Consider the following 19,814-nt stretch of genomic DNA (forward strand, 5'->3'; position numbering starts at 1 on the left):
CAAGCACAACTTAAAAAGCGGGTGAGAAAATGAAAGCGGTTCAAGTACGGAAAGCATTTGATCTGATGGTGACGGAATGTGAGAAACCGTCTGTTGTCCACGCGGATGATGTTCTTGTCAAGGTGAAGCGGGTCGGAATTTGCGGATCAGATTTGCATATTTATCATGGGACAAATCCGTTAGCGTCCCTGCCGAGAGTAATCGGACATGAAGTCACAGGGGAAGTCGCAAAGACCGGTTCTCATGTCCGGCGTTTCAAGCCGGGTGACCGCGTAGTGGTTGAACCGATATCTTATTGCGGAACATGCTATGCCTGCCGGAAAGGACGTCCGAACGTCTGCAAAGCGCTTTCGGTGTTCGGCGTTCATGAAGATGGCGGGATGCGGGAATATATCGTGGTTCCGGAAAAGCAGCTGCATGCCGTTTCCCGCGATCTGCCCTGGGAGGAAGCGGTCATGGCAGAACCATATACGATCGGCGCCCAGGCCGTTTGGAGAGGCCGTGTCGAGAAGGAAGATACCGTTTTGATTCAGGGAGCGGGACCGATCGGAATCTGCATATTAAAAATGGCAAAGTTCAAAGGCGCTTCCGTCATGATAACCGACTTGAATGATGAACGCTTGGCATTCGCTGAAAAAAACGGTGCGGACGTTACCGTCAACGCGCAAAAAGAAGATCCCGTTTTGCGGGTGAACGAATGGACAAAAAAAGAAGGCGCCAATGTCGTCATTGATGCCGTCTGTCTCCCCTCAACGTTTGAAACGTCCATTGACGCGGTGTCTCCGGCCGGTCATGTGGTTGTGCTTGGTTTTGATGAGAGGACTGCCGGCATTTCTCAGCTTCCGATCACAAAAAAGGAAGTCACGATAACCGGTTCAAGATTGCAGACGAATCAGTTTCCGTACATTACAGACTTACTGAATAAAGGCCTGTTAACGCACGGCGGTCTTATTACACATACATTTTCAGCAGATGACGTCCATCAAGCATTTCAGTTGATCGAACAGCACCCGGGCAAGGTGGGAAAAGCAATCATTACGTTTGATTAAAGGAGGAGCGAGAATGCTGCCTAAGTACGCCATTTACGAAAAACTTCTGCATGCACAAGTGGTGGCTGTCATAAGGGGACAAAACAGCCAAGAGGCGCTTGAAGTTTCAAAAGCGGCCATTTCAGGAGGTATCAGCGCCATTGAGCTTACATACACAACTCCTGAAGTGGAAGATGTCTTTAAGGAACTCCGGCATCAAGATATTCTTCTTGGAGCCGGTTCTGTAATGGATACAGAAACGGCGAGACACGCCATTTTATCAGGCGCCTCATTTATCGTCAGCTCTCATTTTGTAAAAGAGATAGCGTCTCTATGCAACCAGTACAGCGTACCGTATCTTCCGGGATGCATGAGCGTGTCTGATATGGCTTTGGCGCTTGAAGCCGGATGTGATGTGGTAAAGCTGTTTCCCGCTAATTCGTTTGACCCTTCATTTATCAAGTCGGTCAACGGTCCTCTGCCGAATGTCCGCATTATGCCGACCGGGGGTATCTCATTAAACAGCATGAATGACTGGCTCTCTGCCGGAGCGGTCGCGGTCGGTGTGGGAAGCGACTTGACAAAAGCTTATCAAAAGGGCGGCTATGAAGCTGCTGTATCCCTCAGCAAAGAATACGTCTGCCGAAAAAACGAATATACGGGGGTGTAACATGAATATCACGTTTCGCTGGTACGGCCAAGGTAATGATACGGTGACTCTTGAACATGTCAGACAAATTCCCGGGGTCAAAGGCATCGTCTGGGCTCTTCACCAGAAGCCCGCGGGCGATGTATGGGAAAAGGAGGACATTGAAGCGGAAGTCAGATACATTCAATCCTATGGGTTTCATGCAGAGGTCGTGGAAAGCGTGAATGTTCATGAAGCCATTAAACTCGGTCATGAAGAACGCGGACAATATATTGAGCACTATAAACAGACCATTCGCAATCTGTCCGAATTCGGCGTGAAAGTCATCTGTTACAATTTCATGCCGATATTTGACTGGACGCGTACCGATATGTTCCGCGCGCTGGAGGATGGGTCAACCGCTTTGTTTTTTGAAAAAGCGAAAGTGGAAAGTCTCCCTCCGGAGGAACTCATCCGCACGGTTGAAGAATCTTCTGATTTGACGCTTCCCGGGTGGGAGCCGGAGAAAATGGCCCGGATCAAGGAACTGTTTGAGGCCTATCAAACGGTTGATGAAAAACAGCTTTGGGCCAATCTAGAATTCTTTTTACATGAAATCCTTCCTGTAGCGGAGGAACACGGCATTCAAATGGCCATTCATCCGGATGATCCGCCCTGGTCAATTTTTGGCCTGCCCCGTATTATCACCGGTGAGAAAAGTTATGAAAAGCTGCAAGAGATTTCAGATTCACCCGCCAACTGTATTACGTTGTGCACGGGTTCGATGGGAGCGGATCCCGCCAATGATATGGTGAAGATCACCAAACACTATGCGGGAGCTGCGCCGTTTGCCCATATACGAAATGTGAAAATCTGCGATAACGGTGATTTTACGGAAACTTCGCATCTTACCAGTGATGGGTCCATTGATATTACCGGTGTGGTAAAAGAATTGCACGGCCAAGACTATAAAGGATATGTACGGCCTGATCACGGCCGTCATATCTGGGGCGAACAATGCCGGCCGGGTTATGGTTTATATGATCGTGCTTTAGGAATTATGTACTTGAACGGGCTGTGGGATGCGTTCTCGTCTCATGAGAAAGGGGTGAAGAGATGAGACCGATTCATGAACGTTTATCAGGAAGAACCGCTGTCATAACAGGCGGGAGCGGTGTTCTCTGTTCAGCAATGGCAAAGGAGCTTTCACGGCAGGGGATGAAAATTGCGATCGTCAGCCGGAATGCTGATAAAGCAGAGCGTGCGGCGGGCGAGATTGCTGACGCTGGAGGAACCGCGGTTTCTGTACCGGCTGATGTTTCAGCCCGTGATTCGCTCGAAAAGGCAAAAGACGAGATTATCAGCCGGTTTGGTTCTGTCAATCTTTTAATTAACGGAGCCGGGGGAAACCACCCTGATGCGATCACTGCCAGTGAGACGTATGAAGAGGATGAGCAGGGCACATCATTTTTTGATATGGACGAAACGGGGTTTTCCAGCGTATTTTCAACCAACTTTACCGGTGCATTTCTGGCATCGCAAGTGTTTGGAAAAGACCTACTGAAGGCGGAATGTCCCGCGATTATTAATATTTCTTCTATGAGTGCGTATACACCGATGACAAAGGTGCCCGCCTACAGCGCGGCCAAGGCGGCGATTCAGAATTTTACGATGTGGATGGCTGTTCATTTCGCAAAAAAAGGGCTGCGGGTGAATGCCATCGCTCCGGGTTTCTTTTTGACAGCGCAAAACCGTGAGTTGTTATTACAGGAAGATGAAAGTCTGACAGACCGATCCAATAAGATTATGGCACATACACCGATGAAACGTTTCGGGAAACCGGAAGACCTTCTGGGAACGCTCCTGTGGCTTTCGGATGATTCATGCTCAGGCTTCGTCACCGGGGTCACCGTTCCCGTCGACGGAGGTTTTATGGCTTATTCCGGAGTGTGACAGAATCCATGTCCCTGTCAGATTGTAAACCATTTACTTCTGACTTATACTAGTGAAAAATGAAGACAGACGGGGATGAGTCCATGAAAACCATTACAATTTCTGATGTGGCGAAATTTGCAAACGTATCTAAAAGCACTGTATCTCAATTTTTAAATCAGCGCTATGACTATATGAGCGAGAAAACGAAACAAAAAATAGAAGCGGCCATTCAAGAGCTGAACTATCAGCCGAATTTCGTCGCCCGCAGCTTAAAACAGAAATCAACATTTACAGTAGGTGTGGTGGTGGCTAATATTCTTCACACTTTTTCCACTCAGGTCATCAGGGCGGTGGAAGACTATTTTCATGAACAAGGATTTCATATTATTGTCTGCAATGCGGATGATGAACCGGAAAAAGAAAAGAAATATATTGAAATGCTGCGGGCTAAGCAGGTGGACGGAATTATTATTTTTCCGACGGGCGAAAATCTCTCTTTATATGAAAAGATGAAACGCGATACGTTTCCGGTCGTGTTTATGGACAGAACCATTGAAGAACTCGGGATTCCGACAGTGATGCTTGATAACCATCATGCAGCCGGTCTTGCCGTTGACCGGTTTATCGAAAGCGGCATTAAGAGAATTGCGATTATTACGACGTCCATTATTCGGGAAATCAGTCCGAGGGTAGAAAGGATTGAAGGGTATAAAAAGGCGCTTGACCGCCACGGAATGATGGTGCGGGACGAATATATCAAAACAGCCGATGCGGCTGATATTTCCAATGTTTTGTCAGAGCTGTTCTCACTTGAGGAGCCTCCGAAAGCGATATTGGCGGCAAACGATATCGTTCTTGTTGAGGTGCTGAAGTATATGAAGGAGCATGATATGACAATTCCGGATAAGGCAGCCGTCATCGGAATTGATGAAGTTCCTTTTGCGGGTTTTTTTACTCCTCCGATTACGACGATCGTCCAGCCTGCGGCAGAAATGGCGCGAAAAGCGGGAAGCCTTCTTCTTCGCCAGATACAAGAAAAAGATGGCGGTGAAAAACGGATTCACCGCTATAAACCGGCGCTGCTCGCAAGGCAATCCGGATAACCGGTTTCATTGCATAAACCGGTTTACTCCGGCAATTTAAATGTCTGAATATTATGAAATGAGAGGGGGATTTTATGTTCTCAAAAGATAGATTCCCTATTATTCTTCTTTTATTTTCAGCCGGGGTGATTAACTATTTAGACCGCTCAGCGCTGTCTATTGCAGCGCCGTTCATACAGCAGGATCTCACATTGTCTGCAACCCAAATGGGGCTGATTTTCAGCAGTTTTTCTGTCGGATACGCTGTGTTTAACTTTCTCGGCGGTGTTGCATCTGACCGGTATGGGGCTAAATTGACATTGTGTACGGCGATGATCGTTTGGTCTCTTTTCAGCGGAGCGGTTGCGCTTGCTTTCGGATTTGTAAGTCTTTTGATTATCCGTGTTTTATTCGGTATGGGAGAGGGGCCGCTGTCGGCTGCCATAAGCAAAATGGTCAACAATTGGTTTCCTCCGTCTCAGCGCGCCACGGTCATTGGTCTGACAAACAGCGGCACGCCGCTCGGCGGGGCGATCTCCGGCCCGATTGTCGGGATGATTGCTGTGGCGTTCAGCTGGAAAGTTTCCTTTGTCCTGATCATGATCATCGGTTTAGTCTGGGCGGTCATCTGGTTTAAATTTGTCAAAGAATGGCCGGCGCCGACGGAAGACGCCCCGGCAATGAAAGCGGCGATTCAGTCGCATGAGCAGCATATCCCGATGACCTTTTATTTGAAACAAAAAACGGTTCTCTTCACGGCTTTTGCCTTTTTCGCCTACAATTACATCTTATTTTTCTTCTTAACATGGTTTCCGAGCTATCTGGTGAAAGAACGCGGTTTAAGTGTTGAATTTATGAGCGTGGTGACTGTTATTCCCTGGATTCTTGGATTTATCGGTTTGGCGGCAGGCGGAATGATTTCTGATTATGTATTCAAAAAAACCGCCGGAAAAGGGGTTTTGTTCTCACGGAAAGTCATTCTTGTCACTTGTCTGTTCGCTTCCGCTGTACTGATCGGATTTGCCGGACTTGTTACCACTACCGTAAGTGCCGTTATTCTCGTTGCTTTATCAGTCTTCTTTTTATATATAACGGGCTCTATCTATTGGGCGGTGATTCATGATGTGGTTGATCAAAGGAATGTCGGATCAGTCGGCGGCTTTATGCATTTTCTTGCAAACACGGCCGGTATTATCGGGCCTGCTTTAACCGGCTTTATCGCGGACAAAAGCGGATCATTCTCCGGGGCGTTTTTGCTTGCAGGCGGATTAGCCGTTTTGGCCTCGGCTGCGGTAATCCGTTTCGTGCGCCCGATTATCATTCAAACCGCTTCTGAAGATAAAAAAGACACGATACCTTATTCATAAGTTATCAAAGCCACTGAGGCTGTCCTGCAGATAACGGGATGGCCTTTTTGTTCTGCCGCTTGATCTGTTCCTATGATAATATAGGAATTGTTTACAAAAGAAGGGAAGAGGAGGGGGCATGAAACAGAAGCCGATATATGTCGAAATCAATATTGCATCTGATATAGAAACGCTTTGGGAATATACGCAAAACCCGCATCTTCATAAGGAATGGGATCTGCGGTTTTCTGACATTACATATCTTCATAGGCTGCCAGATGAACCGCAGAGATTTCTATATGAAACACGAATCGGTTTTGGGCTGAAGGTATCCGGCACGGGCGAATCAATAGGTGACATAAGGCCTCGCTCGTCAGAAAGAGTGTCTTCGCTCGCTTTTGCCTCTGATCATCCGCTGTCACTTATAAAAGAAGGCAGGGGCTACTGGAAGTATATAGAGCGGGATAACGGACAAACCGCATTTTTGACTCAATATCAATATGAAACGGCCCGCGGTCTGCCGGGAAGTTGGATAGACCGTTTTTTATTTCGTCCTCTGCTAAGCTGGGCTACCGCATGGAGCTTTGATGTGTTGCGGCTTTGGATAGAACAAAACAGACATCCGAAGATATCAGTCCGTTTCGGATTTGTCTATGTCTGTATGTGTCTCGTATTCAGTCTGTATTGGTTTTTTCAAGGCTTTCATGATGGCTGTGCCGATGCAGAGATCGTGAGGGGAGCGCTGGAGACAGGGTTAGGGGTATTATGGCTGCTTCCCATGCGGAGAAAGTGGCTGATTCACACCGGGCAGTCAGTCTTCTTTTGTGTAACGGCACTGCTATATTCCGGCGGCGGATTCGTGATCTCATTAGGGGTGCTTACGATAGCCGCAATGATTCTTAAGCCCAAGCTGCCGAGCGCCTGGCATACAAAACGAAAGAGAGAAGTGAAATGACGGATTCAATGTATGAAAAAGCGATTACTCATTATCAATCACTGCACCCGATGCTGCAGAAACGGTACAGATTTGACGGATCACGCACGTTTTGCGGAGAAGGAATTATGTCAGAAATAAAGGGAGGTTCTTTTCTTGTCAGAATGCTTTTAAAGACAGGTGTTTTTTTCAGATGTTTTTTCTCAGAGAGGGGAAACGATATCCCTTTCACTATCGAAAACAAAAACAGGCAAAATGGCGTGGAATGGAATCGTACCTTTTTCTTTAAAAGCAAAACGCGTTTTTTTGATGCCGTCATGGAATATGATGAGCGGGAAAACAGAATTCTTGATTACTTCGGCAAACCCCGCATCCTACTGTCTGAACTGCATTTAGAAGCGTCTTCAGACGGAGGGCTTGTTATTACATCCGGAAGGCAGTGGCTCCTGATAGTCGGAAAGAAAATCCCGCTTCCGGCATGGCTGTGCGGCAGTTCAACCGTTTATGAGGCTTATGATGAGGAAATGAATTGCTTCAGCATAAAGGTTCATGTGAAAAACCGGATACTCGGCACGCTTTTCTCTTACCGGGGGACTTTCCGTGAAACAGAGGGGGAAACATGCTGAAGCGTTATCTCATGGTAAGCGTGATTTGCTTTTTGGGATTTGCGGCGGCTGAAGCTCCGCATATATCAGCTGCTGAGACGTTTGTTTTATTTTCCGTACTTTTTTTCGTTCCCGCTGTATTCGATTTTGCTTTTCGGCCGTCAAAGACCTTAGAGAATGTGTTATTACGGAGTTATCCTGTTGCCGCTTTATGTGCGGTGCTTGCGCTTGTCACAGACTTCAGTTTTTTTGCCTTTGTGTGGCTCATTTATACGCTTGGGCTGGCACTGTATGCTGTCCGGCGGCTGATGAAAACAAATATTCACAGAACAGAAGAGATGTCTGTTATGGCGGGTTTCATTTATTTGGCCGGGGGCGGATTCTGGTTCTTCGCATATGTCCTTGAGATTCCCGTCATGAATTTCGGCCCGCTTATCGTTCTGCTGACGGCGGTGCACTTTCACTATTCCGCTTTCCTGATTCCGATCTTTAACGGATTGCTCGGCAGGATCATACGGGAGAAACGGGTTCTTTACAGATGGAGCACGGTCATTATTTTGATTTCGCCGATCCTTATTGCCTTGGGGATTACATTTTCAAAGACACTTGATGTGATTGCTGTCGCTCTGTATCTGGCGGGTCTGTATGTAAATGCATATCTCGTCTTTACGGCGCCGTTTGTTACGAAAACAGGCAGGATCTTGATCAGGAGTTCTTCGGCTGTGTTAATGATTACAATTGCTTTTTCTTTGATATATTCGTACGGTGTCTACCGCGAGGAGGCAACGCTCACGATCAGCCAGATGATTTGGATTCACGGGGCCGTCAATGCATTCGGCGTTATCCTGCCGGCTTTGGCGGGGTGGAGGTTGGAAAATCCGAGATCGTTTGATGAGGGCAGCGAAAGAACGTTCAGCCGTATTTACGGGAAGAGAACGATAGGCAAAGACTTTTTGACTGATATTCATGCAGCAAATGACATCCATTATACCGGCCTTCTGGATCAGATGAGAGAACTGCATTCTGAAGACTTTTCAACTCAAAAACTGGCGCCGGCCGTTAATTCCTTTTATGAAGAGACAATTGATTATGATATCATGGCAAAAGTGACGTGGAGCGGATGGTTTCGTCCGTTCGCGCGCGTGTACGAGCCGTTCAGCAGAAGAGCGGGGCAGATTCACCTGTCCATGAATCCGGATTGGTATATCATGCACAGTGATATTATAGGAGTTGACTCTGACAAAGACGGCAGAAAAAATGTCCGTGCGTGGATCAGAACAAATGAAAAGCAGGAAACCGTTTTTACTGCGCTGTATTCAGCGTACAGGGCAAAAGGGGAAGGATACATGAATATCTCTCTTCCGCTGCCGTACGGCCAAATGACGGGCATTTTAAAGCCTTATGCGCGTAAGCAGAATCTTGTTTTGACAAGCAGACGGCGAAAAAGCGGAGCGGGTGATGAAGGGATTTATCTGCAGACGAAATGGGGGACGTGTCATCTTCCGCTGGCAGAGACATTTCTTATTTCAGCCCAGAGCGAAACAAGCCTGAAGGCCGTTCATCATATGTGGCTGTTCGGACTGAAATTTTTAACTGTGCATTATCGGATCACTCATGCTTCCGCAGGTAACCGAAGCAAATAACAAGCTGCAGCGCCGTCTGTTCATCAGGCGGCTTTTTCTCATCTGCTTTATTTGCGAGCTATTTTGCGGCGGATGACACGAAAGGAGTCATGCGCTGGATCTCATTTATTCTCGTGTTAGCTCAGCTGTCAGGGATGAGCATGAGCGGTTATGTTGTCAGTGAATGGGGATGGCACGCGGCATTTTGGATCGGGAGCGGCCTCGGTCTTTGCCTGTCTTTCATGATTCGCGAAATGAAAATGACAGCAATGTTTGGCTTCACAATGGCGAGAAAGAAATCAGCTTGTTGTCTTTTCGTTTATGACTAAGCACGCACTGGCTCTGCTAGTGATAGGAACATTAGTTCGCAGGTGCGGAAACGGGTAACATTAAAGCTGTTTTACTTACTCGCATCCGTTTTTATTTTTATCATTCCTTTTACCGTCAGCCCGATGGCGCTTTATCTGGTCCAGGTTTTAATAGGTTTTTCACTCGGGCATTATTTTTCCTTTGCTGCTTGGAATGTCGATTGAGTCTGTTCCGGAAGACATGAGAGCAACATCGATGGGGGTGTACCAGGCGCTTTGTGCACTCGGTATTTTCGGAGAACCTTTAGCCGAGGGATTTTTTAATGATTGGCTGGGGCTCAGAGCCGGATTTTATTTCGCGGGGGTGCTCGGGCTGGCAGCTGTCATACTTGCTCATATGTGGGGAGCCGATGCAAAAACTCGTCGGAAAAAAGCAGGGAAGATGCGGCAAAGTATTATCAGACATGATTTTATTTTTTGTGTACGCTTTCAAAAAAGAAGAGATCTTATTCGGATAAAATCCATTCCAATATATGTATTTTTAGTGAAAGTAAGTATTTGATCTACAAAATATGACAAATTCCCTTTGTTCAAGATGGTAAAATCAGATTGCCTGCTAAGTGAGTAAGCAGCAGGCAACAAATCAAAAGGGGGCAATATTAATGTTAAAAAGTAAAATTAAAAAAATAGCCGGTGCGGCTGTAATTGCTGGAGCATTATTGGTTTCCGTGTCGCCAGCAAAAGCAGAAACTCTTCCGGGATTGATCTGGGTCATGGACAAATATACTGACGCTTTTAAATTCGACATGTTTATTAAAAACGGAAATGAAAAATGGGTTTATGTTTACACAAGATTATCCGATGGCAAAGTTGATGTGGAAGAAGTAAAGTGTGAAACAATTTATAAAGATCGATGCTATGTAAAGCAGTAAGAAATAAATACAAATCGTAAAACATCCTATTTTTTAATTCTGTCTCATCAACTAAGTATACTTAAGATAACGAGACAGGATTTTCGTTGAAGATTTTACTTCCTAGAATATATATTATGTAAACTAGGAATGATGTAGAGAATATAAAAGTGGATCCATATTCTAAGAGCATCCCCTTTTGTAAGGAAAACCTCTACGGCCTTAATAAATTAAATTGGTCATAAAGGTTTTTCAGTTTGAGTATTTTAATCGGTTATGTCACTTGTTGCTGGTCTTCTTGATCAAGTCCACGCCATCGTATGCCAGACTTTCCACACTTGCAGCCTTCTGCAGTATGTAATGATCAAAAAAGTTCTTCGTATAGTCTGTAACAAGATTTCGCATCTCCATGGCATCCCGTTCACCTCTAAGTTCCTTATTCACACTGGTAAACACGATGTCGCAGTAATCTAAATGCGCAGCACGATCAACAGAGAAATAATAGGTATCCATGCTATTGTTAGCGCCAATGATCGCATTCATGTTATAGTTCGGTTCAGAAAACAGCAGCAAAAAGGGTTTCTTAAGGTCGCTGCCCTGAAGGCCGAACGCACCGCTATCCAAGCCAATCCCGCAGGCGAACCGTTCGTCGTCCCGGCAAACAATCGCCGTCGTAGGCCCTCCATAAGAATGTCCGACTATGCCCATGCCGATATCAAGCAACAATCTGCCCTTAAAGATGGAATTCAGCTCTCCAGAATCCAATTTGACAAGATAATCGGCTACATACCTTACATCTTCTGCCTGTAATTCACTATACTCTGTTAACTTGTCAAGTATCGGCAGTGTAAGCACGTTTTGGCACATCTCAATGGCAGTTTCATCGTCGGGCTGCATTTCCATCTTACCAGCCAACGCCAGCATCTCCGGATCTTCAGAAAACGCCATAATGACATCCGAAAAATCCTTTGATACATTAAACATTCGCCCATCTTTACGCTTATACATCGTGCTATTTTGATGGCCGATGCTTACTACAACATATCCCATGCTTGCCAAGTCTGTACAGATCACTGTACCCCATTCTGGAGAACCGCCCCCGCCGCAAACATAAAATAACACCGGATAGCGTTTTTCCTTCCCGGAGAGAGCAAGGTCGTCGTAACATTGGGTCTTGATATCTATAGAGTAAGCATCTTTCAACGCAGAGAGAAGCGTCTGCTCATCAAGCATTTCGCAGACTTCAGGAAACATGTACGTTGATGTAGTCTTCCCTTCGCTGCTGTCGGACGGATAATACACAAACGCCGTCAGTTCTCTTTTTGTATGATCTGATGCCGTGTACTCAAAATCCATCTGGGTTCGGCCGACAGTATAGCCGCCAATTGGCTCCGGAAACGCGTCATACTTTTTCATTCTCTTGTTCCCCCTTACGTAATAAAAGTGACGGATGTGAAATACACACATTGCTCTACAAACGCTTTTCATTACATCATATGTTCAGTGAATCATAGCTACTCCTTGGCTTTCTTGAGATTGCTAACAACCCTTGTACTGGCCCATATACTGTTTCAGAGTTTCATCCGCCACGTAAACCTCCTTGTATTGCTGTTTAAGATGACAAAAGCGGACATCGTTGCTGATGTCCGCCTAAAGCTAACTAATTGGGTTCTGTTCCCCAAATCAGTTTTCCTTGATGATATAATGTGATTTTTTTCGTTGTTTTAAACGTATTTGATTGGAAAAAGGAATAATCGCCGCTTTGTGCATAATTGCTCCAGTCATCATTGTGAAGACGAAGCTGAATATTCCCTGTGCTTGCTCCCGGTGACAGCGTTCCTGTTTTAAACCCCAGTTCCAGATAGGTATCTGCACCTTGCTTAGGTTTATGCAGCGTCACAAATTTGTGGGTCAGATTGCCGCATCCCATCTGCGCGTAGTCACAGTCAAAGTTTTGGCCTTTGTTTTTCACGTTATACCAGTAACGGGCAGTGACATCTTTTAAATCAACCGTCGCATTGCCGTTATTTTTTATGTGAAGCTGCGGGCGGATTTGATTGCTGTTCACAAGCCCATCCCCTGCTTTGTATTGTACAGAAACGCCTTTTTCCTGTGTGGGGTTATCTTGTGCTGGCGTTTCAGGGCCGTCCTTCGTTGAATCTTTAGTGCCGCGAATGTTTTCTCTTACGAATGTTCCTGAAGCAGTTAAATCTGACAGCGGCCAGCCGCCTGTTTTAGATGCTCCCGGCTTTAACGCTGAGGATGATTCCTGCTTATCAGAAAGATTCCAGTTCACCCAGCTGATTTTCTTGCTGTCGAGATAATTCAGCCATTCCCGCGACTGGTCAAGGAATATACCGCCATTTCCAGACGCGTCGCTTGTTCCCCATTCCGTCACGAAAATAGGCGCTCCTTTGCTGAGTGCGTAGTTTGCTTTATCCCGTAAAAATTGGCCATGTGTGCCGGCATAAAAATGAAGCGCGTACATGACGTTTGCATCTTTTAACTGGTCATCGGCAGCATCATTCACATCCTGGCTCCATGTACCGGTTCCGACAATGATGATGTTGTCTGGATCATTTTTGCGGATAACGGAAATCACTTCTTCCGCATACGGTTTAATATCACGCTTCCAGTTCACGTCACCGTTTGGTTCGTTTGCAATTTCATAAATGACGTTTGGCGTGTTTCCGTAAAGACTTGACATCTCCTTGAAAAATTCTTTTGCCTTCTCTTTATTTTGGTTTGGGTTGCCGTCATTTAAAATATGCCAGTCAATGATGACATATATCCCAAGTTCTTTTGCCGCTTCAACCGCTTCTTTTACTTTATTTTTCACGGACGGGTTGTCAATATAACCGCCATCTGCCGTATACATCGCCGCGCGGAAAACGGTTATGCCCCAATCGTCTCTCAGCCATTTTAAGCTGTCTTTATTGACGAAATCGCCATACCATTGCAATCCATGTGAACTGATCCCTTTCAGTTGTACCGCTTTGCCATCTCGGTTTACAAGTTGTGTACCTTTTATGCTAAGCTGACCATTCTTGGCTACTGGCGTTTTTGTCCCTGCTGCTGATGCCGGCGAAGGCAGCAAGCCGCCCATTGTCAATACCGCAATCAATAAACACGTAATAAAAACAGAAATTGACCGTTTCATATCTGATCTTTTCCTCCTTCGCATCATTTTGGCTCTTTCTTATGAGCTCGAACTCATTGTAAAAATCTTTCTCATGATTGTCTATCAACCTAATTTCTTGTTTTTGGGAGGTGTAAAAGCCTGTCAATTTGCTCTATCTCTATTGAATAAGACACACCTGACACATATAGAACAAAGAAAACCGGGCTGAATCGGGACTTTACACGTCATTTTTCAATCGAATCGAAAAATTAAATGTATTTCCAACGTAGACACGCTGAATGTGATGAGTCTCAATATGGCATTGAATCTTATGATTGCTGTAAGAAGACGAGTCCTTGTTAATTTAAGGTTGATGTAAGGTTCGGATTAATACGGGTTAAGGTTGGAGTTGTACAATAAGATTGTACTTCAGTGAGGGATTCAGCCAGAAGAATTCCCCCTTCAATAAATCATAGAGGTGAAAAGGTTTGAGAGAAAATAAAATTTTGTCTTCATTATGTTACTTCAGTATATTTTTTGCGCCGTTTCTGTTTCCGATTATCGTCTATTTCTTAGGCCAGGATGATGTGAAATATCATGCGAAAAAATCTTTGTGGACGCATCTGATTCCTTATTTGATTTTTGGAATTGGCATCATCGCTTCAGGTTTACTTGGTATGAATGACATCAGGCACACCGGGCCTTTCCTGCTTGCGACGTATGCTGTTACATTCCTTGTGGCGATCTATTTTTTCATTTGGAACATTGTCAAAGGAATCAAAGTGTTTTCGGAACAATAGGAAAAAACGGTTCTGTTATTAATCAACAGAACCGTTTTTTTGTATAGCCATTATCATAATTGTATATCTATCGTTGTCCCTTCTCCCGCGGTGCTGTGAATGGTGATGTCCCCTCCGTGCTTTTGGATAATATCCTTTGCTATGGCCATTCCAAGACCAGAGCCTGCATGCGTCGTTCCTGTATTTGTCCCCCTGTAATAGCGATCAAACACTTTCTCCAGCTCCTCTTCTTCTATCCCTTTGCCGTTGTCCTTAATTGTCACATGAGTTCGTTCTTTTTGTTCAAGCCGTACAACGATCTTCACATCAGGATCATTGTGAACGAGGGCATTTAAAATGAGATTCGTGACCGCTCTCCGAATCAATATCGCATCAAGGTTCAGCATCAGCTTTTCCAGGTTCGTTTGAAGTTCAATGGATTTATCCGCATATCTAGAATCGTTTAACATATCAATTAACGTTTCCCGCAGCAGCGATACAAGGTTTACCCGCTCTGTATGTAACATCACATCGTTGTTTTTCAGCCTTGTCGTTAAATTTAAATCTTCCATCACATCTTTCATATAGAGGGATTTACTCTCAATGATCTGGGCGTACTCTCTGATCTGTTCGACTGTGAGATGGTAATTTGGATCTTTGATGATTTCTGCATAGCCTTGAATAGATGCTAATGGTGTTTTAATGTCATGAGAAATATGACTGATCCACTCTTCACGCATTTGCTCTAATTTATCTTTTTCTTTTTTGCTTAAAGATAGTTGTTCCGATAAGTGATTGACATTATAGAAGACATCTTTATAAATGCCTTTGGATTTCATGTTGATCGTATAATCTCCATTAGCTAACCGCTGGATTCCTTGAATGACACGGCCGAGCGGTTTTGTGAGCTGCCGGCTGAATAGATAGCCAATGAGTAACGCGATCAATGCATCTATTGATAATAATATGATGGTTCCTGCATTGAACTTCGTCACAAATTCCTTGGTATCATATGAGAGGATAAATTTTCCGAGAGAGGGATTTTTAAACCCTATAAAGTAACTGTACTCCTTGCCATTTACTTTTTTCCCGCCAGCGTAAATGGTTGATAATAATTGTTCATCCTTATATTTATGTAAATTTACAATTTCAATAGGCGTATATTTTTTCTTCAGTCCTTTAGGTTCTCTATCATGATAAACATCCTGTCCGTTTTCATCTAATATTTGAATCCATGCATTCTGCTCTTTTAAAGCTTTTTGGCCCTCTTTGTTTACTGTGATACCATTGTTCGATAACGTGACATATTGTCGGAATGATCTTGTGAAAGTTTCCGGTGTACTTTCTTCGTCATGTTGGCTGTTCGCCTGGAAAACGAGCCAAAACATAAAAATAAATAAATTAATGAAGACTGTAATGATGGTCACGATAATGACAGAGACCATATATCTGCCTGTTAATCGCCAATTCATCCTTACGCATCCTTTACAACAAATTTGTAGCCTAACCCTTTCACAGTGACGAGAAAGTCTGGTTTTGATGGGGTGTTTTCTATTTTCTCACGGAGCCTGCGTATATGAACCATCACTGTGTTGTCAGAACCGAAGAAATCTTCTCCCCATACAGCTTGATAGAGTATTTCTTTACTGATCACCCGATTGGGATGCTGCAGAAAATAGGTCATAAGCATAAGTTCTTTAGGTGTTAACTCAATAGCCGCTCCATTTTTGGTGAGCTCGGCTTGTTGTTGGTTTAATTCAAATGGCCCTTTTTTTATTAGGGTTCCGGTTTGAGAAGGCTGTAAGTAAGAGACCCGTCTCAGCTGCGCTTTGACCCGGTATGCAACTTCCTTAGGGCTGAAGGGTTTTGTAATGTAGTCGTCCCCGCCGATGGCAAGTCCTACAATTTTATCCGTTTCCTCCCCCTTTGCAGACAAAAAGATAATAGGAACGTGTGAAATGTCTCTTATTTGCTTGCAGATATCATAGCCTTCACCGTCTGGCAGCATGATATCCAATATCACCAGATCGGGATTTTCTTGATGAAATTGAGCCAATCCGTCACGGGCAGTCGAAGCGGTGATCACACGATCAATGCCTTCTCTTATTAATACGGTTTTGATCAGTTCCAAAATTTCTTTTTCGTCGTCTATGATTAATACTTTGCTGTGAAGCCGTGACATATAATGATCACTCCTTGAAGTCATTGTCATTATTATACCCAATGTCTGTGTATCGTTAAAAAAATCAACACTTCTATCCCACAGAAAATAAGCCAATTTTCTTTTTCAAGTAAGAAAATTGGCTTATTGCGATGCTGATGCCTTTAACGCTTTACAACAAATGTTGTCACGCTTTGAGCCGGCAGATGGGCCCAAAAATGATTGTCCGTTACTTTGAGATCCGTTCCAGGTTGAAGATTGCTGCTGCTGCTCGTGATCCATCTGGATACTTGCGAAGCAGTTCCATTCTGCAATACGAAGTTTTGGTTGACCCCTGTGTTATTTTTATTAATGGCAACAATCACGACCTTATTGTCTCCTTTATAGGCTGACACGTAAACATTCGGTTCAGGATTTTTCGTTGCATCAATCCTTACATAGCCAGGGCGCACAAATTTTGAGAAATGAGCCATATTGTATCCGCGTTTGCTGATCATCCCATCTTCTTTCATAGGGCCGTATGATCTGCGGATATACCACCACACATAAGCTTGAAAATCTCCCTCTACCATTGAATGATGAATATGCTCTGAAACACCTAAAGCCTCAGGCCAGCGATCCGCTGAATTGTTGTCACTATTCGGATAGTATACCTCCGTCATCCATAGCTCTTTCCCTCCTCCTTTTTGTTTGAAAAGAGGATAAGGAAACTGACTGACCTGAGTGCCGTACAGGTGGGTTCCGAGGATATCCATATTCCTAAGCGCCTGCGGATCATTTAAAATGGGGTCCGATATATTTTTCAGGTATTGAAATGATTCCGGCGCAATCACGCGGGCATTAATGGAACCGGCATTCTCTCTCATGAAACGCAGGATTTCTTGGGGCGTCCACCATGTCCATTCGTGAGCGTAATCAGGCTCGTTTTGCATAGAAATCGCATACAGATTCACACCATTACTCTTCATGAAATTAACGAAATCGTTAAGATGCTGCGCGTATGCGGCGTACTTATCGTATCTCAGCCGCTTAGCTGTTGTGTCACCATTATGATTGAAAGTCTCAACCATATCGTTTGGCGGATTCCAAGGGGAAGCAAAAACGATTGCTCCATGTTTGATCGCACTCTTTGCAGTCTCCACTTCCTTGTACCAATTATTTCTATTTTCATCTACATGAATTCTTAAGACCGAAAAACCTAACTGATTCTGTCCATTGCCAAAAGCGGTCTCCCGTTGAGCCGCAGTCAAGTCTCCAATCCAAGCCGGGTGGTTCATTCCTCCAAAACCGCGAATCACTTGTCTATCTGCAGATATATTAACTGTTGCATCACTTGCTGCTGAAACTTCAGTAACTCCCGGTCCTAAGAGCATGACGGACAGCATTGTGAAACATACCAATAATACACAAATTGTTTTTTTTACGCTCGATATCATTTTTTCCTCTCCTTCATATGTCGTTTATGGACTTAGAAAACGTACCTTTGTCTCCCTTTGCTTATCTTTGTGTAAACTGCCAGTAATCGAAATTAAACAAGTTTCCTGTACCAGTTCCGGTAAATACAAAGAATACGTTGTGAACACCGGATGCGCCGCTTACCGCAGTTTCTATTTCTCTCCAAGATTGCGTTCCGCCTGTGGAAGGGACATTCAAGGTTCCGACAAGCTTACCGTTTGCACTATCTAGCCGCACTTCTATTTTCCCGCCAAGAGCGGACGCTACATTTGCTTTAAACGTCCTGGCGCCGCCTGACCCGAAATCTGCATTTCCAACAGCAATCCAGTCTCCGTTATGAATGTTTGTGACATGTTGATTATTGACCGGGCCGCCGGGTGCTGAGGATGCCTCTGTCAAAATCCGTCCGTTCCAGGCAAACGTTTCCGCTTCTACGCGGTGATATGGATTCAAATTGGATAGCTGTTTGACACCTGCAAAATTTGCCGCTACCTCTTGCAGGGAGCCATCTGGATTATGCACAAGCTTATTAATATGGGGAGAACGGTAACCTTTGCCGGCCCCGTAAAGAGCGGAGCTGACAGTTTGAGTATGATACACCACATACCACTCGTTTTTAAAATTGAAAACAGCATGATGATTGTTCCCGCCGCCTCCGAAAAATGCTCCCGGATTTTTCAGAAAGTGCCCTCTATACGAAAAAGAATCTATAGGACTTGAGCTGGTCATATAGCCGATCTCACCTGGAGGTTTATCGGCCGGGTGCGCGCCCCCGAAATTGATACAATAGGAATAGTAATATTTTCCGTTATACTTATGCATTCCCGAATCTTCAAACATAAAAGGCGCATCAATCGTAGACGCACTTCCGGCAACACTGGTCATATCAGGATCTAATTTCATGACTCTTGCTGTTTTAGGATTGGCCCATTGCCCCTGTGCGGGATTTGAACCGCCCGGAACGCCTCCGCCGGCATATAGGTAACCGGTACCGTCATCATCTACGAATACTGCCGGATCAAAAAGCCATACAACACCGGACATTCCTGGCGTATTTGGCGTTACCAGCGCTTTTCCGATCGGATCTGTCCATGGGCCGGTCGGGCTGTCTGCGGTGAGAACCCCGATACCTCCGCCGCCGTTTGCGAAATAAAGGAAAAATTTATCCTTACCATTGATCTTTTTCACCGCGGCTGACGGGGCCCATGATGCTCCTGCCCATTTGGCAATCCCCCGGCCGCCATTCGCCCCATTGGCACCCGCTGCGGGAATCGTTCCGTGATCTGTCCAGTTCACCATATCCGCTGAAGATATGACGGATATTTTATTCAAATTGGCAAATGAATTATCCTTAATCGTGCCGTCGCTATTATATTCATAGTCATCGCTTGACATATAGATGTAGACTCTTCCGTTATAGGTCAGCGCAAACGGATCTGCGCCCAGATGATGGTCAATAAGCGGATTTGAATTCCCAACATGTTTTGCAATTGGAGTGCTTACCGCATTCGCATATTCCCCAGGTAAACAGCTCAATAATAAAGCAAGGACCCATAGGCATACCCAACATTTTTTACACATAACTTAACGCTCCTCCTTTATTTAAAAATTTAGGCAACTTTTACCATCTGAGAACAAATTGCAGTACCGGCAGTAAAAAGCAGACTCCGCAGTTAAGCAACTCAATAATAGAGCTAGTACCCCTAAACATACGCTACACTTTTTTCTAATAACTTGACATCCTCCTTTTTCCTTAAAATGTATGATGATTTTTTTACCATTTGATGACAACTGGTCATGGAGAACGGCTCTGGAGTAAACCTTGCGAACACAGGAGTATGACTCTCGCCTTTTTAATAAAAACGCCGCTGAGTGCCAGGCCAGCGGCGTTTTATACTT

At 44.8% G+C, this 19,814-nt stretch carries 19 protein-coding genes; 13 read left to right on the forward strand and 6 right to left on the reverse strand.

Going from position 1 to position 19,814, the window contains the following annotated elements; translation table 11 throughout:
* Positions 1 to 29 precede the first annotated feature (29 nt).
* The 12 genes from V7728_RS09975 (at position 30) to V7728_RS10025 (ending at position 10,420) form a co-directional block, all read left to right on the forward strand.
* Positions 30 to 1,049: a zinc-binding alcohol dehydrogenase family protein gene (locus V7728_RS09975; RefSeq protein WP_099566765.1), complete on the forward strand. Its 1,020-nt coding sequence runs from the start codon at positions 30 to 32 to the stop codon at positions 1,047 to 1,049.
* 13 nt (positions 1,050 to 1,062) lie between these two features.
* Positions 1,063 to 1,698 (forward strand): bifunctional 2-keto-4-hydroxyglutarate aldolase/2-keto-3-deoxy-6-phosphogluconate aldolase, encoded by a 636-nt coding sequence (locus tag V7728_RS09980; protein WP_012117658.1) that lies wholly within the window; start codon positions 1,063 to 1,065, stop codon positions 1,696 to 1,698.
* 1 nt (position 1,699) lies between these two features.
* On the forward strand, positions 1,700 to 2,776 hold the full coding sequence (gene uxuA, locus V7728_RS09985; protein WP_025284793.1) for a mannonate dehydratase: 1,077 nt from the start codon (positions 1,700 to 1,702) through the stop codon (positions 2,774 to 2,776).
* Positions 2,773 to 3,609 carry an SDR family oxidoreductase gene (locus V7728_RS09990; RefSeq protein WP_069007444.1) on the forward strand — a complete coding sequence of 279 codons (837 nt, stop codon included), beginning with the start codon at positions 2,773 to 2,775 and terminating at the stop codon, positions 3,607 to 3,609. The genes uxuA and V7728_RS09990 overlap by 4 nt, the downstream gene beginning before the upstream one ends.
* An 83-nt stretch (positions 3,610 to 3,692) precedes the next feature.
* Positions 3,693 to 4,694, forward strand: coding sequence for a substrate-binding domain-containing protein (locus V7728_RS09995; RefSeq protein ID WP_099566766.1), 1,002 nt, complete (start codon positions 3,693 to 3,695; stop codon positions 4,692 to 4,694).
* A gap of 74 nt (positions 4,695 to 4,768) precedes the next feature.
* Positions 4,769 to 6,040, forward strand: a complete 1,272-nt coding sequence (locus V7728_RS10000; RefSeq protein WP_099566767.1) for an MFS transporter — start codon at positions 4,769 to 4,771, stop codon at positions 6,038 to 6,040.
* 118 nt (positions 6,041 to 6,158) lie between these two features.
* The gene (locus tag V7728_RS10005) at positions 6,159 to 6,974 is read left to right on the forward strand and encodes a hypothetical protein (protein ID WP_025284796.1); all 816 of its coding nucleotides are present in this window, start codon (positions 6,159 to 6,161) and stop codon (positions 6,972 to 6,974) included.
* On the forward strand, positions 6,971 to 7,579 hold the full coding sequence (locus tag V7728_RS10010) for a DUF4166 domain-containing protein (RefSeq protein WP_015239941.1): 609 nt from the start codon (positions 6,971 to 6,973) through the stop codon (positions 7,577 to 7,579). The genes V7728_RS10005 and V7728_RS10010 overlap by 4 nt, the downstream gene beginning before the upstream one ends.
* Positions 7,573 to 9,201, forward strand: coding sequence for a YndJ family protein (locus tag V7728_RS10015; protein WP_015239942.1), 1,629 nt, complete (start codon positions 7,573 to 7,575; stop codon positions 9,199 to 9,201). The genes V7728_RS10010 and V7728_RS10015 overlap by 7 nt, the downstream gene beginning before the upstream one ends.
* Positions 9,202 to 9,290: 89 nt before the next feature.
* Positions 9,291 to 9,509, forward strand: coding sequence for a hypothetical protein (locus tag V7728_RS10020; RefSeq protein ID WP_012117666.1), 219 nt, complete (start codon positions 9,291 to 9,293; stop codon positions 9,507 to 9,509).
* Positions 9,510 to 9,729: 220 nt separating this feature from the next.
* A complete protein-coding gene (locus V7728_RS20495; RefSeq protein WP_366559814.1) occupies positions 9,730 to 10,050 on the forward strand; it encodes a hypothetical protein in 321 nt (106 codons plus the stop codon).
* A gap of 100 nt (positions 10,051 to 10,150) precedes the next feature.
* Positions 10,151 to 10,420, forward strand: coding sequence for a hypothetical protein (locus V7728_RS10025; RefSeq protein ID WP_014418037.1), 270 nt, complete (start codon positions 10,151 to 10,153; stop codon positions 10,418 to 10,420).
* A 258-nt stretch (positions 10,421 to 10,678) separates the two neighbouring features.
* Here the strand turns inward: V7728_RS10025 and V7728_RS10030 are convergent, their stop codons facing one another.
* Both V7728_RS10030 and V7728_RS10035 read right to left on the reverse strand, forming a co-directional pair.
* Entirely contained in the window at positions 10,679 to 11,815 is a 1,137-nt protein-coding gene (locus tag V7728_RS10030; protein ID WP_099566768.1) for an alpha/beta hydrolase, read from the reverse strand.
* 244 nt (positions 11,816 to 12,059) lie between these two features.
* The gene (locus tag V7728_RS10035) at positions 12,060 to 13,559 is read right to left on the reverse strand and encodes a cellulase family glycosylhydrolase (RefSeq protein ID WP_099566769.1); all 1,500 of its coding nucleotides are present in this window, start codon (positions 13,557 to 13,559) and stop codon (positions 12,060 to 12,062) included.
* Between the two features lie 449 nt (positions 13,560 to 14,008).
* Here V7728_RS10035 and V7728_RS10040 point away from each other — a divergent pair, with 449 nt between their 5' ends.
* Entirely contained in the window at positions 14,009 to 14,320 is a 312-nt protein-coding gene (locus V7728_RS10040; protein ID WP_099566770.1) for a DUF4870 domain-containing protein, read from the forward strand.
* A 53-nt stretch (positions 14,321 to 14,373) separates the two neighbouring features.
* Here the strand turns inward: V7728_RS10040 and V7728_RS10045 are convergent, their stop codons facing one another.
* From V7728_RS10045 to V7728_RS10060, 4 genes are all read right to left on the reverse strand, one after another.
* Positions 14,374 to 15,771 carry a sensor histidine kinase gene (locus V7728_RS10045; protein ID WP_309192356.1) on the reverse strand — a complete coding sequence of 466 codons (1,398 nt, stop codon included), beginning with the start codon at positions 15,769 to 15,771 and terminating at the stop codon, positions 14,374 to 14,376.
* 2 nt (positions 15,772 to 15,773) lie between these two features.
* Positions 15,774 to 16,481 carry a response regulator transcription factor gene (locus V7728_RS10050; protein ID WP_099566771.1) on the reverse strand — a complete coding sequence of 236 codons (708 nt, stop codon included), beginning with the start codon at positions 16,479 to 16,481 and terminating at the stop codon, positions 15,774 to 15,776.
* Positions 16,482 to 16,624: 143 nt separating this feature from the next.
* Positions 16,625 to 17,896, reverse strand: a complete 1,272-nt coding sequence (locus V7728_RS10055) for a glycoside hydrolase family 30 beta sandwich domain-containing protein (RefSeq protein ID WP_042635241.1) — start codon at positions 17,894 to 17,896, stop codon at positions 16,625 to 16,627.
* A 61-nt stretch (positions 17,897 to 17,957) separates the two neighbouring features.
* Positions 17,958 to 19,496, reverse strand: coding sequence for a glycoside hydrolase family 43 protein (locus V7728_RS10060; protein ID WP_099566772.1), 1,539 nt, complete (start codon positions 19,494 to 19,496; stop codon positions 17,958 to 17,960).
* Positions 19,497 to 19,814 lie beyond the last annotated feature (318 nt).

The sequence above is a fragment of the Bacillus sp. JHAA genome (assembly GCF_036961585.1).
GTDB lineage: Bacteria > Bacillota > Bacilli > Bacillales > Bacillaceae > Bacillus > Bacillus velezensis.